The sequence below is a fragment of the Culicoidibacter larvae genome (assembly GCF_005771635.1).
In the GTDB taxonomy this organism is placed as follows: Bacteria; Bacillota_I; Bacilli_A; order Culicoidibacterales; family Culicoidibacteraceae; genus Culicoidibacter; species Culicoidibacter larvae.
Genome location: NZ_VBWP01000008.1, coordinates 1 through 15,326 on the forward strand (window position 1 = coordinate 1; position 15,326 = coordinate 15,326).

General features: G+C 39.4%; 15 protein-coding genes. 11 read left to right on the plus strand and 4 right to left on the minus strand.

Going from position 1 to position 15,326, the window contains the following annotated elements:
* Positions 1-110: 110 nt before the first annotated feature.
* From FEZ08_RS08710 to FEZ08_RS08720, 3 genes are all read left to right on the plus strand, one after another.
* Positions 111-575: a phage tail protein gene (locus FEZ08_RS08710; RefSeq protein ID WP_138191441.1), complete on the plus strand. Its 465-nt coding sequence runs from the start codon at positions 111-113 to the stop codon at positions 573-575.
* A gap of 105 nt (positions 576-680) precedes the next feature.
* On the plus strand, positions 681-1,253 hold the full coding sequence (locus tag FEZ08_RS08715) for a TetR/AcrR family transcriptional regulator (protein WP_138191443.1): 573 nt from the start codon (positions 681-683) through the stop codon (positions 1,251-1,253).
* Between the two features lie 131 nt (positions 1,254-1,384).
* Complete coding sequence (locus FEZ08_RS08720) at positions 1,385-3,949, plus strand: YhgE/Pip domain-containing protein (protein ID WP_138191445.1); 2,565 nt, start codon at positions 1,385-1,387, stop codon at positions 3,947-3,949.
* Between the two features lie 43 nt (positions 3,950-3,992).
* Here FEZ08_RS08720 and FEZ08_RS08725 read toward each other — a convergent pair whose 3' ends face one another.
* Complete coding sequence (locus FEZ08_RS08725; RefSeq protein WP_138191447.1) at positions 3,993-5,327, minus strand: glucose-6-phosphate isomerase; 1,335 nt, start codon at positions 5,325-5,327, stop codon at positions 3,993-3,995.
* Entirely contained in the window at positions 5,305-5,676 is a 372-nt protein-coding gene (locus FEZ08_RS08730; protein ID WP_171015004.1) for a S1 RNA-binding domain-containing protein, read from the minus strand. Before FEZ08_RS08730 ends, FEZ08_RS08725 begins: the two co-directional genes overlap by 23 nt.
* A 148-nt stretch (positions 5,677-5,824) precedes the next feature.
* On the opposite strand from FEZ08_RS08730, the gene FEZ08_RS08735 reads away from it, so the two are divergent.
* From FEZ08_RS08735 to FEZ08_RS08750, 4 genes are all read left to right on the plus strand, one after another.
* Positions 5,825-6,790, plus strand: coding sequence for an NAD(P)/FAD-dependent oxidoreductase (locus tag FEZ08_RS08735; RefSeq protein WP_138191451.1), 966 nt, complete (start codon positions 5,825-5,827; stop codon positions 6,788-6,790).
* Between the two features lie 110 nt (positions 6,791-6,900).
* Positions 6,901-7,173, plus strand: a complete 273-nt coding sequence (locus tag FEZ08_RS08740) for a NifU family protein (RefSeq protein ID WP_138191453.1) — start codon at positions 6,901-6,903, stop codon at positions 7,171-7,173.
* 81 nt (positions 7,174-7,254) lie between these two features.
* Positions 7,255-8,583, plus strand: a complete 1,329-nt coding sequence (locus tag FEZ08_RS08745; protein WP_138191455.1) for an FAD-dependent oxidoreductase — start codon at positions 7,255-7,257, stop codon at positions 8,581-8,583.
* Positions 8,584-8,647: 64 nt separating this feature from the next.
* Complete coding sequence (locus FEZ08_RS08750; protein WP_138191457.1) at positions 8,648-8,989, plus strand: tRNA-binding protein; 342 nt, start codon at positions 8,648-8,650, stop codon at positions 8,987-8,989.
* 32 nt (positions 8,990-9,021) lie between these two features.
* On the opposite strand, the gene FEZ08_RS08755 is transcribed toward FEZ08_RS08750, so the two are convergent.
* Positions 9,022-9,618, minus strand: a complete 597-nt coding sequence (locus FEZ08_RS08755) for a class I SAM-dependent methyltransferase (protein ID WP_171015005.1) — start codon at positions 9,616-9,618, stop codon at positions 9,022-9,024.
* 18 nt (positions 9,619-9,636) lie between these two features.
* Positions 9,637-10,089, minus strand: a complete 453-nt coding sequence (gene bcp / locus FEZ08_RS08760; RefSeq protein WP_138191461.1) for a thioredoxin-dependent thiol peroxidase — start codon at positions 10,087-10,089, stop codon at positions 9,637-9,639.
* A gap of 194 nt (positions 10,090-10,283) precedes the next feature.
* Here bcp and clpB point away from each other — a divergent pair, with 194 nt between their 5' ends.
* The 4 genes from clpB to pepT all read left to right on the plus strand — a co-directional run bounded on the left by clpB (position 10,284) and on the right by pepT (position 15,213).
* Positions 10,284-12,869, plus strand: coding sequence for an ATP-dependent chaperone ClpB (clpB, locus tag FEZ08_RS08765; RefSeq protein ID WP_138191463.1), 2,586 nt, complete (start codon positions 10,284-10,286; stop codon positions 12,867-12,869).
* A gap of 156 nt (positions 12,870-13,025) precedes the next feature.
* Positions 13,026-13,478, plus strand: a complete 453-nt coding sequence (locus FEZ08_RS08770; protein ID WP_138191465.1) for a LytTR family DNA-binding domain-containing protein — start codon at positions 13,026-13,028, stop codon at positions 13,476-13,478.
* Positions 13,475-13,888, plus strand: a complete 414-nt coding sequence (locus FEZ08_RS08775; RefSeq protein ID WP_138191467.1) for a hypothetical protein — start codon at positions 13,475-13,477, stop codon at positions 13,886-13,888. Before FEZ08_RS08770 ends, FEZ08_RS08775 begins: the two co-directional genes overlap by 4 nt.
* 104 nt (positions 13,889-13,992) lie before the next feature.
* A complete protein-coding gene (gene pepT, locus FEZ08_RS08780) occupies positions 13,993-15,213 on the plus strand; it encodes a peptidase T (RefSeq protein WP_138191469.1) in 1,221 nt (406 codons plus the stop codon).
* The last annotated feature ends 113 nt before the right edge of the window (positions 15,214-15,326 follow it).

The window sequence follows — 15,326 nt, forward strand, 5'->3', positions numbered from 1 at the left end:
ATATTTACAACCTCCGTAACATTAACTATAATATAACAAATCATGTATATAAAGTCCAACTTCTGTGGTTCACCTCAATTACCGACAATTGCTAAAAGGAAGCGATAGAAATGGCTTATGTTGTTGATTTTAATGAGGTATCTACAATTGGACTTGAAACTTCACCGGTAGCAGATGCACTTGCTGGGTTGCGTGCCAATGAAGCTCGTTACTTCATGAATAAGTATAAACATGAATTTGTAGTTACCCCAGCGAGTGAAAGTCAGGATGTGCTTGACTATGTAAACAATATTCTGAAAACTGAACGCGATATTGAATTTCATGCTAAACCACTGGAAACATCACAATTTCAAGTTGAAAACATCAAATTCACTTATGTTTTTTATGAAGATGGGCTGGGATTAAATGTTATGTATATGATAGATGATCCTAAAAAACGCGCAGTTGGTTTTAAACTTTCCGAAGGTATGGAGGTACCAGCTGAACTTGTCGATAAATTTAAGTTTGCTCGCCAAAAATCAAAATTAGCGGGAACCATTCGTGGCTCGTTCTTTGTGATTAAGGGAGAATATTAAAAAGCGATCGCCAGCGGCGAGCGCTTTTTTCTTGCCAAAATAAGGTCTCATGTTATAATAAAAATAACAAATTAGACTACCTAGTCTAAAACGAGGTGATTTTTGATGTCAATATCAAAAACGAAACAAGCAATTGTTGACGGCGCCATTTTGACATTCTCGCAAAATGGCTACAATACAACAATGGATGAAATTGCTTTGGCGGCAAAAGTTGCTAAAGGAACACTTTACTATCATTTTTCTTCTAAAGAAGAACTCTTCAATTTTATCATCAAACAAGGGATGGAAAAAATTGATGCAGATGTTCAGAGTGCAACTCAGGATGAAAGTGATTTAATTACCCGAATTCATATTTTAGCAAGGGTACAACTGGAATTAGTGTATGATAATCATGACTTCTTTCGGGTAATCATGAGTCAGCTTTGGGGAATCGAAAAGCGGCAAGAAGAGTTACGGGTACAAATGAAGAATTATATCCATCATATCAGCACTTATTTTCAGACAGCAATTGATGCTAATATCATTTCCAGTAATAATGCAGAACTGCTAGCCTATTCATTTATCGGTTTGCTAACCGGTACTGCTATCTACGAACTATCTACTGGTCGGCCAAAGCCAATCGATGATGTTGTCGATCAAATTATTAATAGCTGCCTCAATGGTATTTTGGTAAAATAATAAAACCGGCGTCTAGATGTATCTAGACGCCGGTTTCTTTTTTTTGTGAAGAGAGTAAAATAATTGACATTTTTGAAAATAGGTATAAAATATATACTGACCAGTCAGTCTATGTTTTGGAGTTGATACCTATGAGCAATAAATCAGTGATTCGGGAAGATTGGAATCGCATCAGAAAAAGTCGGTTTGTGCGGCTTGCTGTTATGGCTATTCTTATTGTACCGATTTTATATAGTTTCATGTACTTATATGCATTTTGGGATCCATATAATAATTTAGATAATATGAAAGTTGCAGTTGTGAATCTTGATAAAGGCGCTACTGTTGATGGCGAATTTAAAAATGTTGGTGATGAAATTGTCAGTGACTTAAAAAGTAATGATGCGCTTGGTTGGGAGTTTGTTGATGGAAAAACTGCTGCCGATGGATTGCTTGGCAATGCTTATTATGCAGAAATGATTATTCCGGCTAACTTTTCAGCACAAGTTATGAGTGCAACTGATGTCAATCAGGTGCAAGGAAACTTAACCTTTGTGACCAACGATAAAAAGAATTTTTTAGCAAGCCAGATTGTTGGTAAAATTGAAACTGTTTTGGAAAATCAAATAACTTCCAGTATTGTTCGAGAATATACAACAGCAACTTTTTTGAAATTATCAGATTTAGAAGCTGGCATGCAAACTGCAGCTGATGGAGCTAATCAACTAACCGATGGTTTGACTGATGCTAAAGACGGAGCAGCAACAATTGCCGCAGGCAATCAAGAACTTGCTAACCAAGTCAATGCAGTAACTTCAAATTTACAGTCAAATACACTCTATCAGATGCTGGTAAGTGGTGACATCAGCGGTCTGCAGGCAATCGCGGCTGATGCCAGCACATTGGCGACTACCGATTTAAGTGGAATAAAAAAAGTAACGACAACATTGAGTCAAAACAAAAGCACGTTTGGTAAAATGATTACCGATTATCAAAACCTCAACAATAGTGGCTTTTTAACTGATGAGCTAAAAAGCCAAGTGCAAACAATTATTGACCCAACACATATAGGCGAAGGCGAACAATTGATTCATGATATCAGTAAACTAAAAACAGATTTAGAATCAGCAGTAAGTACAAATGATAGTAGTAATTTACAAACAATAAAAGATAACGCCGCAGCAATCCAAACTGCGCTGGATTCAATTATGACTGCTAGCAATCAACTGCCGGAACTCAGCCAATTTATCAGTAACCAAAAAGATGAAGCCGATAGCTACTTAGCGGCCAGCACCGATTTTGCGACCCAAGATCAAGTGGATGAATATCAATCAGCACTCGCAAGTATTGATACCAGCAATTTAACCGATGCTCAAAAACAGGCTTTAATCCAAGCACAAGACCTTGCCAGCCTCACTCTTGAAACTCGGGATCAAATGCAAACCAATACCAGTTCTATTGATACATTGACTGCAACAATCGACAATCTCAATAATAGTTTGAATCAAACCGGCGTCAATGAAGTTTTTACCCTCAGTGATGAGATGCTTGCTGATAATTCACTGCAAACAATTATCGATGATATTAAAAATATCAATACTTCATATCAAACTTATAAACCAACGCTAACAACAATTCAGTCAGTCACAGCACAAATGCAAACGCAAGAAGGGCAACAATTTCTTGGACAAGCTAACACCCTTTGGAGTGACGTTTACAGCGCCAGTCCAATACTAAAACAATTACTCAATCAAATTGACAGTCCACAGTTTGCCTCTCTGCCACAAACAACTGACACTTTATTAAATATGCAGAACCATTTACGCAGCAACCAACCAGTGCTGAATGCTGCCAGTCATATTCAACCGCAACAAATACAAACATTGCTGAATAAGTTGCCACAAGTCAGTGATGGCGTTAATGCTCTGGCAAACGGCAGCGACCAATTGAGTACCGGCATCACCCAACTGGATAACGGTTCGATGACTTTGGCTGAAGGCCTAAGTAGCGGTTATGCAGAGCTTAATAAATCACTGATTCATACGCCGGAGCAAATGGGTGAGTTTATCGCTCAACCATTTGCTCTCGATGCTCAGGCTGAAAATAAAGTGGCGCAATATGGCGTTGGCTTTGCACCATACTTTATTCCACTATCTTTATGGGTTGGGGCATTGATGATGTTCTTCGTTGTTGATCCGCGCACGAACATTAAAACTAGTTCAGTAAAACACGTGCTTAGCAAGTTTGCAATTTATGCAGCAATTGGCGTATTACAAGCAGTATTGGTAAGCATTGCGATTATGGCCCTTGGTTTGGTGCCAACAAATGTTATCACCTTCATTATTACCAACATTGCCATCTCACTAGTATTCGTCAGCATTATGCTCAGCCTTATTTTGCTGCTTGGTGATATCGGTCGCCTGCTTGCGATTGTTATCCTCATACTGCAACTAACCTCAGCCGGCGGTACCTTCCCGGTTGACTTAGTGCCGGGACTCTTCCAGTTTCTGCATCCGATTCTGCCGTTTACTTATGCAGTTGATGCCCTTCGTGATGTTATCTCGGCAACCACTATCAATTACGGATTGGTGCTTAGTGACATTGGTATTATGGCTGTGTTTGGTGCTGTATTCCTTGGCCTCGCAATTATTTTCTGCAAACCAGGAGTACGATTCACTAAATGGGTTGATAAACAGTTAGGTCATGCTCATGAGTAAAAGAGAAAAAGCCATCACCTGAGGTGATGGCTTTTTAAGATTCTTATTTATTAAGTTTAGCTTCCAATTCGGCTTTTAAACTTTCAAAACCAGGTTTGCCAAGCAAAGCAAACATATTTTTCTTGTAAGCTTCTACACCCGGTTGGTCAAATGGATTGACCCCGATTAGGTAGCCGCTTACCGCACAAGCAGTTTCGAAGAAGTAAACCAGCAAGCCAAAGTGATATGGATCAATTTTGTCAACTTCAACAACCATATTTGGTACATCACCATCAACATGAGCAAGGACAGTTCCTTCAAATGCTTTTTGGTTTGCATAGTCGATTGTTTTACCGGCAATAAAGTTTAAGCCGTCAAGATCATCTTTGTCACTTTCAATTGTTACATCAACATTTGGTGTTTTAACATGGAGCACAGTTTCAAATAGATCACGGCGTCCTTCTTGAATGTATTGGCCAAGTGAATGTAAGTCTGTTGAGAAGTTTGCGCTGGTAGGGAAGATACCTTTGTTATCTTTTCCTTCTGACTCACCGAATAATTGTTTCCACCATTCACCGAAATACATCATTGATGGTTCGTAGTTAATCAGCATTTCAATTGAACGCCCTTTATTGTAAAGGCAGTTACGCACTAACGCATATTTATAAGCATCATTTTCTTTCCAGTCTGCTTTGGTGTATGCAGCACGTCCGGCAGCAGCGCCTTCCATGATAGCGGCAATGTCAACTCCGGCTGCTGCGATTGGTAACAGACCAACTGCAGTTAACACCGAGAAGCGACCGCCAACATCATCGGGAACAACAAATGTTTCGTAACCCTCAGCATCAGCAACAGTTTTTAAAGCACCCTTTGAACGGTCGGTTGTTGCGTAGATACGTTTGCTGGCACCATCTTTACCGTACTGTTCTTCAAGCATTTTTTTGAAAATACGGAACGCTAAAGCTGGTTCTGTAGTTGTTCCTGATTTAGAAATAACATTAATTGACCAATCTTTCCCTTTTACTAAATCAACCAGGTCATTGATGTATCCCGGACTCATATGATTTCCGGCAAAAATAATTTTTGTTTTTGCCGTTAAATTATGGAATGAGCTGCAAAGCAATTCAATTGCGGCGCGAGCACCGAGATATGAACCGCCAATACCAATAACAATCAGATATTCTGAATCAGATTGAATTTTTTTAGCCGCGCTTTGAATGCGGGCAAACTCTTCTTTATCATAATTTTCCGGTAAATCAACCCAACCAAGAAAATCATTCCCGGCACCGGTTTTTTCGTGAATCATGTTATGAACAGTAGGAATAAATACACCTAAATTATCAAGTTCTGCATCATTCATGAATGGTGCAACAAAATTAGTGTTCAGTTTTAGAGCCATTTGTTTGTTCTCCCTTCGATTTTGGTTTCATTTTTGGTTTCCTAGAGGCCTTAATCCAGTGTGGCAGTTTACGTGCGAGCACTTCAAAATCTTCAGCATATGCTGAACCAAGATTGCGATAATGGGGCACATCTTTTATTGTTAATTCAACCCGTTTATCATCACAGTTAAGCACTCGAACCCGGATGTATTCATCCAGCGTCAGGAACTTATTAAGATCGGCGATAAAATAATCTGAAATTTTAGAAATATGTAAAAGTCCGATTCGTTCATCTTCTAATTCAATCAACGCGCCAAAGTTTACAATCGAAACTACTTTACCTACGATAATATCACCTTTTTTATACACTGTTGCCACCTCCGTACTCAATATTATAACATAGAAAAATTGTTTAATAAACGGATTTTCAGGATATGCAATTTATTAGCATCACCGGTCAATTAATGATATAATACGGGGTAGAAAAAAACTGGATGTCGAAAGGACTGCATAATCAATGAAACAATATGATGTTATTGTCATCGGCGGCGGACCGGCGGGAATGTATACGGCCTTCTACTGTGGATTACGACAATTAAACACGCTGCTGGTTGAAAGCCTTGAACAATTAGGCGGACAACTGGCTGCGCTATACCCGGAAAAATATGTTTATGACTTACCTGGCTTTCCGAAAGTAAAGGCGATTGACTTTATTAATGGCTTGCAAGAACAGCTAAACCAAGTGCAAGAGTATGTGACTATTGCACTTGCTCAAAATATTCAAAGCTTGGAAAAGCGCGGTGAACACGACTTTGTGATTCAAAGCAATAGTGACACCTTCTATAGTAAAGCAGTTATTGTTACTGCTGGAGGCGGTTCATTCATTCCGCAGACAATGCGGATTGAAAATGAGGCTGACTACAAAAATATCCAATATTTTGTTCGCGACTTAGAACAATACCGCGACCGCCGCGTCGTTATCTTCGGCGGCGGCGACTCAGCGGTTGACTGGGCGCTTATGCTTGAACCGATTGCCAAATCGGTCAGCATTGTGCACCGCCGCAAAGATTTCCGAGCGAAAGAACATAGCGTGCAACAACTGAAGGATTCAACGGTGCAAATCTATATTCCATTCAGCCCGGTGGGACTGAATGGTCAAGGGGATTTAGCCCAAGAAGTGGTGTTGCGCAATAATAGTACCAAAGAAGAAACAACTATCAGCATGGACGACATTATTGTTAACTTTGGCTTTTCTTCAAGTTTAGGACCGATTGCTACTTGGGGACTTGAACTGACTGGTAAGGTGATTCCGGTTGATACAACTCAGGCAACATCAATTTCCGGTATTTTTGCCTGTGGTGATATATGTACTTATCCAGGACGTATCAATCAGGTGACGCTTGGACTTGGTGAAGGATTGGTTGCTTCTGCAAGTGTTAAGCATTACATTGACCCGGATGCAATTGTTGGTGCTATTCGTTAGTGAAAAAGTGAAAAAATGTATATTATTGTACTTTCTATATGTTTTTGCATATAATAGAAAAGATAAGGGGTTTTTAACCTTATTGGTAATTAAAAATTGGAGTGACAAACATGGAATTAACTCGTGATGAACAAATTGAAAAAATCAAAGAAGTATTGAATTTATTGCGCCCGTATTTACAACGTGATGGTGGCGATGTTGAATTTGTAGACTTTAATGATGGTATCGTACAATTGAAAATGTTAGGTGCATGTCAAGGATGTGCTATTGCTGATGTTACTGTTTATGATGGTATTGAACGGGCATTGGTAGAAGAAGTGCCGGGTGTTATCGGTGTTGAAACTGTTGAGGATGATAATGGTTTTGATGGCTGGAACTTCTAAGATAAACTTTTTACAGGTATAGGTGGATATAGCGGCATTGCCGATTATAGATATTTTTTATTATTTAAGGGAGGCTATACAATGAAAGTCGTTGTTATAGGTTGTACACATGCAGGAACTGCTGCAATATTAAATATAAAGGCAAATCATGCAGATGCGCAAATTACTGTTTATGAACGTAATGATAATATTTCATTCTTATCTTGCGGTATTGCGTTATATGTTGGTGGTGTAGTAGAAGATCCCCAAGGATTATTCTATAGTTCACCGGAACAATTAGCGGAATTAGGGGTCGTGACTAACATGGAACATGATGTTCTTCATGTTGATGTTGAAGCGAAAACCGTTGAAGTAAAAGATTTAAAAACCGGCGAAGTGTCAATTGATACATTTGATAAACTGGTGGTAACAACTGGTTCTTGGCCAGTAACGATTGATGTTGAAGGGAAGGATTTGGAAAATATCCTTTTCTGTAAAAACTACAATCATGCCAAAGCAATTATTGAAGCTGCCAAACATGTTGAAAGTGTAGCAGTAGTTGGTGGCGGATACATTGGTATTGAACTTGTTGAAGCATTTGCGCAACAAGGTAAAAAAGTAACTTTAATTGACCGCGCACCAATGATTATGGCTAAATACTTCGATAAAGAATTCTTAGAGCCAGTTGAGAAAACGTTAGTTGATCATGGCATCAAGTTAGCTTTATGCGAAAATGTTGTTCGCTTTGAGGGCGAAAACGGAAACGTAAAAACCGTTGTCACTGACAAAGGTTCTTACGATGCAGATTTAGTAATCAGTTGCGTTGGTTTCAAACCAAATACCGGACTTTTAAAAGGACAAGTAAAAATGCTCGCAAACGGCGCAATCATCGTTGATGATTATATGCGTACCAGCAATCCTGACGTATTTGCTGCCGGCGATAGCTGCATTGTTCACTATAATCCAACCGGTGGTTTTGAATATATTCCACTGGCAACTAACGCTGTGCGTATGGGAACACTTGTTGGTCGTAATTTAGTTGAACCAACAACTAAATATATCGGTACTCAATCAACTTCAGGAATCAAAGTTTACGAACATAATATGGCAGCAACCGGATTAACTGAAGAAAATGCTCATTGTTATGGTATGGATGTGAAAACTTCAACATTAGTTGATAGCTACCGTCCGGAATTTATGCCAACTCATGAACAATTGATGATTAAATTAGTGTATGATGCAAAAACTCGAGTAATCTTAGGTGGACAAATTTCGTCTGCCATTGATTTAACTCCGGTAATTAACACATTGTCTGTATGTATTCAAAAGAAAGTAACTGTTGATGAATTAGCCTTTATTGATTTCTTCTTCCAACCACATTACAACAAACCTTGGAACTTCCTGAATACTGTTGCAATGCAAGCAGAATAAAAAAAGAAACACACGAATCCCGGCGGGACGCGTGTGTTTTATGATTATCTAGGAGGCGGAAAATATGGTAAAAGCAGAAATAGCAATGACAGACTTAGAGAAAATTGATATTCGGGTTGGGACGATTATCACTGTTAAAGATGTTGCTAAGTCAGATAAATTGGTTAAGCTAACAGTTGATTTTGGCAGCTTTGAACGGACAATTCTAGTTGGTATGAAGACGGAGCGGAAAGAGCCGCGTGAAATAGAAGGTATGCAAGCGTTATTTGTCGTGAATATGGCACCAAGAACGATGTTTGGTGAACTTTCACATGGAATGCTTTTTGATATTGGCTATCCTGATGGCATAACGCCGGTACTGGCGGTACCGGAAAAGCCGGTTCCTGCCGGTACCAGACTGGGATAAGTAAAAACGACATGGCTTCAAGCCATGTCGTTTTATTTTTGTGCCTGCATAATAAACATTGAGGCGTCTTGGTTCATAAAATTCCTTTCACCATAATAAAAGGTTTCTGAGGTTGGATTGTGAAATCCAAGTTTTTTCAGAACTTCATGAAGTGTATCTTGATCAAATCCATTATGAACCCGATCATCAATAATTGCCGGATTCTTATCAAAATCAACAATCAGCAGTTTGCCGCCGGGATTTAGCATTTGGTAAATGTTATTTAGAAATGGCTCGGTGTCGGGAACATGCAACAGTACTTGCGACATGAAAATGACATCGAAACTGATATTATCCAGCGGCTTGTGCAAATCAGAGTAAACCGTTTTAGCATTACCTAATGCTAAAGTAGCTATTTTTTGCTCAACAATATCAAGCATTTTTTGAGAGGCGTCAATCAGGGTTAGCTGTTGAAAATGATTTGCCAGTTGCAACCCAATCAGACCAGTACCGCAGCCAACATCGGCTGCGGTACCGGTTGTTTCGCCGTTATTTGGTAAATATTGGGCTATTTTTCCAGCAATAAGATCCGCGATGACAATTCGTTCCGGATTGTCATATTTAGTGGCGATGTTATCAAAAATATTCACATCAATGCTCCTTTTATATTAAAGTGCTGCCAGTACTTCCTCAACGTGGTTTTTAACCCGAACGTTTTCAAAGAGCTGAGTGATAATGCCATTAGCATCAATTATACAGGTAGTACGGACAATGCCGTAGTATTCACGACCATAATTTTTTTTAAGTTGCCAAACCCCATATTCCTTACAGACACTGCCATCAGTATCAGTCAGGATCGGAAAGTTCAATTCATTTTTATCACTGAAATTGCATGAGCGTTTCAAAGTGTCAATCGTAATTCCTAAGACAACTGCATTTTTAGCCTTGAAGTCAGCAAGGTGATTACGGAATTGCTGGGCTTCTAAAGTACAGCCTGGTGTATTATTTTTAGGATAGAAATAAACAACAACAGTTTTTCCTTTGAAATCACTTAATTGAATCTGATTGCCATCAGTATCCTCAAGCGAGAAATTTGGTGCTTGCATACCTACTGTTAACATAAAATATCATCCCTTTCCTTCTTATTATAGCACATCAGAAAATACTTTTAAATTGTTTAGCACTCTTGTTGACTAAGTGCCAAAACAGTGATATACTTAATGAGTAGTTATGCTACGAAACGTATGAGTTGCAAGAATTGCTGAACAATTTTTGCAATATGATGGTATTAATTATTTAAAAGGAGGAATTTTTTATGAATCCACAACAATTTACATTTAAGTTGCAGGAGGCTTTCGTTGAGGCGGAAGCAACTGCGAAGTCATATAAGCATAGTCAGATTGAAACTATTCATTTGATTTATGTATTGCTGACTGCCAGCGATTCGTTGTTTGGCAGAATTTTAGAGCTGATGCGTATTGATCGCGCCAGTGTTATTAAAGGTATTGAGGCAATCTTGGAAAAGATGCCGACAGTGAACGAAGTGCCGGTGCAATTACCACCGAGTCGTGAGTTGATTGATGTATTGCAACGTTCACAAAATATTATGAAGAAAATGGACGATGAATATATTTCAGTTGAGCATGTCTTATTAGCGGTTACCGAAAATCCTGAACCAAAGTTGAAACCGGTTTGGCAAACATTCGGTATTACTAAAGATAAACTGAGTGAAACGATTACTACGATTCGCGGTTCTCAACATGTGTCATCACAAGATCCGGAAAGTACTTATGAAGTGCTGGAGAAATATGGTCGTAATCTGGTTGAAGATGTGCGCAGCGGTAAGATTGATCCGGTTATCGGTCGTGACGAAGAGATTCGCCGGGTGATTCGGATTCTTTCGCGGAAAACTAAGAACAACCCCGTGCTCATTGGTGAGCCCGGCGTTGGGAAAACTGCTATCGTTGAAGGTTTGGCGCAACGGATCGTTCGTCAGGACGTTCCCGAAGGCTTAAAAGAGAAAACCATTTTTGAACTTGATATGGGTGCTTTGATTGCCGGGGCAAAATTCCGCGGTGAATTTGAAGAGCGCTTAAAAGCAGTGCTGAACGAAGTGAAGAAAAGTGACGGTAAGATTATTTTATTCATCGATGAGATTCATACATTAGTTGGTGCCGGAAAAACTGAGGGTGCTATGGATGCCGGTAACTTATTGAAACCGATGCTTGCTCGTGGGGAGTTGCATTGTATTGGTGCGACGACGCTTGGCGAGTACCAAAAGTATGTTGAGAAAGACCCGGCTTTGGAACGACGTTTCCAAAAAGTATTGGTTGAAGAACCGACTATCGAAGATACAATTTCAATTCTTCGTGGATTGAAAGAACGTTTTGAGATTCACCATGGAGTTAGAATTCATGATAATGCTATTGTGGCTGCGGCGACGTTATCAAATCGTTACATCAGCGATCGTTTTTTACCGGATAAAGCCATTGACTTAATTGACGAAGCTTGTGCTACGATTCGGACTGAGATTGATTCAATGCCGGCCGAGCTTGACGAGTTAACTCGGCGGGTTCGGCAACTCGAGATTGAGGAAACTTCTTTAAAACAAGAGAGCGATAAAGGTTCTAAGTTGCGGTTGGAAGATTTGCAGAAAGAGCTTGCTGACTTGAAAGAGAAGGAAACCGTGATGCGGGCGCAATGGGAAAAAGAAAAAGCTTCGATTGGCGGCGTGCAAAAATTAAAAGAGCAATTGGATAATGCTCGGCGTGAGTTTGAATTAGCACAGACTAACTCAGATTTTGAGGCTGCAGCACGTTTACAATATGGGGTTATTCCTGATTTGGAGAAACAAATTGATGAAGCGGAAAATGAAACTGTGAGTGTTGGAAGTTCAGAAAATAAATTGCTGACTGAGGCAGTTACTGAAGAAGAAGTTGCTGAAATTGTTTCACGCTGGACCCATATTCCAGTGACTAAGCTGGTGCAAGGTGAACGTTCAAGATTGATGAATCTTGAAAGTATTTTGGCAGAGCGGGTAGTTGGGCAGGATGAGGCTTTGCAAAAAGTGAGTGATGCAATCATCCGTGCTCGGGCCGGAATCAAAGATCCAAAACGGCCGATTGGTTCGTTTATGTTCTTAGGGCCAACCGGGGTTGGTAAGACTGAGGTTGCCCGTGCTTTGGCAGAGAACTTGTTTGACAGTGAGGATCAGATGATTCGCATTGATATGAGTGAATATATGGAGCGACATAGTGTTGCTCGTCTGGTTGGTGCGCCTCCGGGATATGTTGGTTATGATGAAGGCGGTCAGTTGACTGAAGCAGTTCGTCAGAAACCATATAGTATTGTTTTGCTTGATGAGATTGAAAAAGCGCATCCCGATGTTTTCAATATTCTTTTGCAGGTGCTTGATGATGGTCGCATTACTGATTCAAAAGGTCGGACTGTTGACTTCAAAAATACTATTATTATTATGACTTCCAACTTGGGTTCAGAGTATTTGCTTGAAGAAGGCAATACGGCGGCAGCAGAGGAAAAAGTGCAAACTTTGTTGCATGCTCACTTCCGTCCGGAATTCTTGAACCGGGTTGATGACATTGTTATTTTTGCACCGCTTGGTGAAGCGCTAGTTGAACAAATTGTTCAGAAATTTGTTGCTGATATTGGTGAACGTTTAGCAGAACAACATATTACTATTGAATTAACTGATGCGGCGTTAAAACAGATTGCAACCGATGGCTTTGAGCCACAATTTGGGGCACGGCCATTGAAACGCTATATTCAAAAACATGTGGAAACGGTAGTTGCCAAAGCAATTATCAGCGGTATTGTTTTACCAAACTCATTAGTAACGGTTGATTATAAAGATGGTCAATTTATTACTGAAACTCGATATTAATATGAAGAAAAAATGCTTGTCGATTATACGACAAGCATTTTTTATTTTTAATCGACCACTTAGACAGTAATTTTTGCCACTTGGATATGGGCTTATTGCTTGGGACATTTTTTTGGAGTATACTCAGAGGGTGTTGCAGCATAGGAGGGTATTTTTATGAAAGTAAGTATTGTTGAAGATGCAAATATTGATGAATTGAGTGTAGTTATTAAGACGCCAAAAGTGGATGATGTGACAACTTCGCTTCACCGGATGATTGAAGGATTTAGTTTGATACTGATTTGTGATGATAATGGCATGCAATGTCGGGTTGCCATTACCGATATTTTGTATTGTGAGTCAGTAGATAAACGAACTTTTGTTTATACTAATGATAAAAATTATGAAACGAAATTACCATTGTACCAAATTGAACAACAGTTTGGACAGTATGGCTTAACAAGAATTTCTAAAGCAATGGTGGTTAATTTAAATAATGTGCTCAAGATTAAACCGTTGTTTTCGGCACGGGCGCTTTTATATTTATGTAATGATGAAACAGTTGAGGTTTCACGACAATATTTCCGCAGTTTAAAAAACAAATTAAGTTTAGGAGGAAAAAAGCGATGAAGAGAGTATTGAACTTGGTAGGCGACACCAAGATGTTATGGGGTGTATTATTTGCTGCTATGGTATTTCTATATATGTTAGCAGCTTTAATTTTCAGTGTACAAACTATTAATATGACATTGTTGTGGCAGTTATTAGTGTGGTCAGTTATTTTTACTTTATGTGAAGTTGTCTTGTTAACTGATGTGATTGGGCAAGTACCATATGTTATTCGTCTGGGATTGATGTATTTAGTAGTTTCCGCTAGCCTTTGGTTGAGCGCCGGCTGGTTAAGTTTCACCGCCTCAATATGGTTAAGCTTTGCAATTGTAACTGTCTTTTACTTTGGTTTACAAATAGGTTTGGCGATTTATTATCACATCAGCGGAACTAAATTGAATGATATGCTTCATGCGTATAAAGGGAATTAAAAAGCGGGTTTTTGACCCGCTTTTTAAAATGTTTTTCCCTAAAAGCAAGTGTTTTATGGTATACTTATGTGCATTAGCAAGAACAAATTTTAGGAGGCAATTATATGCAATCAGTTACTGAACGTTTTTTAGAGTATGTTAAAATTTATACGACTTCTGATCCTGAAAATACTAAAACCCCAAGTACGCAGCGACAATTTGATCTTGCTCACTTATTATGTGAGCAGTTGCAAGCTATGGGTATTGAGAATGCCAATGTTGACGCACATGGATATGTGATGGCAAAAATCCTGAGCAATTCGAAAAAGGATTTGCCGGCAGTTGGATTCATTGCTCACATGGATACTTCACCGGATTGCAGCGGTGAAAATGTTCGGCCGCAGATTATTGAAAATTATGATGGTTCAACTATTAAGTTGAATGATGAATATCAATTGTCGCCACAGGACTTCCCGGATTTATTAAAGTATGTAGGGCAAACTCTGATTACGACTGATGGCACAACTTTGCTAGGCGCTGATGATAAAGCTGGAATCGCTGAAATTATGGCTGCTGCTGAATTTTTGATGAGTCATCCGGAGATTGAACATGGTGATGTTTGCATAGGATTTACTCCTGATGAAGAGATTGGTCGCGGGGTAGTTAAGTTTGATGTGGAACGTTTTGGTGCTGAATTTGCTTACACTATGGACGGTGGAAAAATTGGCGAATTACAATATGAAAACTTTAATGCCGGCAGTCTCAAAGTAAAAGTGCACGGCCGCTTGGTGCATCCTGGCGATGCCAAGGATGCAATGATTAATGCCAGCGAAATTGCTATGGAATTCCATAGCATGCTGCCGACACTTGAACGCCCGGAATATACTGAGGGATATCAAGGTTTCTATCACCTGCATACAATGAGCGGTGAGGTTGAATATGCTGAACTCAATTATATTATTCGTGATCACAGCCGTGAATTATTTGAGGATAAAAAACAACGCGCTGAACAAATTGCTGAATTTTTAAATAAACAGCATCCTGGAGCGAAGGTAATCGTTGAATTAAGCGATAGTTATTACAATATGAAAGAACAAGTTGAACCTGTATTCCATATTGTCGAGCTGGCGGAGCAAGCAATGAAATCAGTTGGCGTAACCCCACTGATTGAACCAATTCGCGGTGGTACTGATGGCTCAAACCTATCATATATGGGATTGCCATGCCCGAACATTTTTGCCGGCGGGCATAATTTCCATGGCCGTTTCGAGTTTGTGCCGGTTGCTTCGATGGAAAAAGCCGTTGAAGTGATTGTTGCAATTGTGCAATTAGTTGGACAAAAATAATAGAGTTTTAAAAACCGTGACCTTTCGTGTGGAGGTCACGGTTTTTCTCATTTCTCTCAAAATTAGCTTAATACGCAAATAATGTGAAAAATATTGATTTTGTGTTTTGTATT

What these genes read in the sequence shown, in the direction of transcription:
- FEZ08_RS08750 (WP_138191457.1), top strand. Translation starts at nt 8,648, where the DNA reads ATGGTAAAAGCAGAAATAGCAATGACAGACTTAGAGAAAATTGATATT.
- clpB (WP_138191463.1), top strand. Translation starts at nt 10,284, where the DNA reads ATGAATCCACAACAATTTACATTTAAGTTGCAGGAGGCTTTCGTTGAG.
- FEZ08_RS08710 (WP_138191441.1), top strand. Translation starts at nt 111, where the DNA reads ATGGCTTATGTTGTTGATTTTAATGAGGTATCTACAATTGGACTTGAA.
- FEZ08_RS08770 (WP_138191465.1), top strand. Translation starts at nt 13,026, where the DNA reads ATGAAAGTAAGTATTGTTGAAGATGCAAATATTGATGAATTGAGTGTA.
- FEZ08_RS08720 (WP_138191445.1), top strand. Translation starts at nt 1,385, where the DNA reads ATGAGCAATAAATCAGTGATTCGGGAAGATTGGAATCGCATCAGAAAA.
- FEZ08_RS08715 (WP_138191443.1), top strand. Translation starts at nt 681, where the DNA reads ATGTCAATATCAAAAACGAAACAAGCAATTGTTGACGGCGCCATTTTG.
- FEZ08_RS08735 (WP_138191451.1), top strand. Translation starts at nt 5,825, where the DNA reads ATGAAACAATATGATGTTATTGTCATCGGCGGCGGACCGGCGGGAATG.
- FEZ08_RS08775 (WP_138191467.1), top strand. Translation starts at nt 13,475, where the DNA reads ATGAAGAGAGTATTGAACTTGGTAGGCGACACCAAGATGTTATGGGGT.
- pepT (WP_138191469.1), top strand. Translation starts at nt 13,993, where the DNA reads ATGCAATCAGTTACTGAACGTTTTTTAGAGTATGTTAAAATTTATACG.
- FEZ08_RS08725 (WP_138191447.1), bottom strand. Translation starts at nt 5,327, where the DNA reads ATGGCTCTAAAACTGAACACTAATTTTGTTGCACCATTCATGAATGAT.
- bcp (WP_138191461.1), bottom strand. Translation starts at nt 10,089, where the DNA reads ATGTTAACAGTAGGTATGCAAGCACCAAATTTCTCGCTTGAGGATACT.
- FEZ08_RS08745 (WP_138191455.1), top strand. Translation starts at nt 7,255, where the DNA reads ATGAAAGTCGTTGTTATAGGTTGTACACATGCAGGAACTGCTGCAATA.
- FEZ08_RS08740 (WP_138191453.1), top strand. Translation starts at nt 6,901, where the DNA reads ATGGAATTAACTCGTGATGAACAAATTGAAAAAATCAAAGAAGTATTG.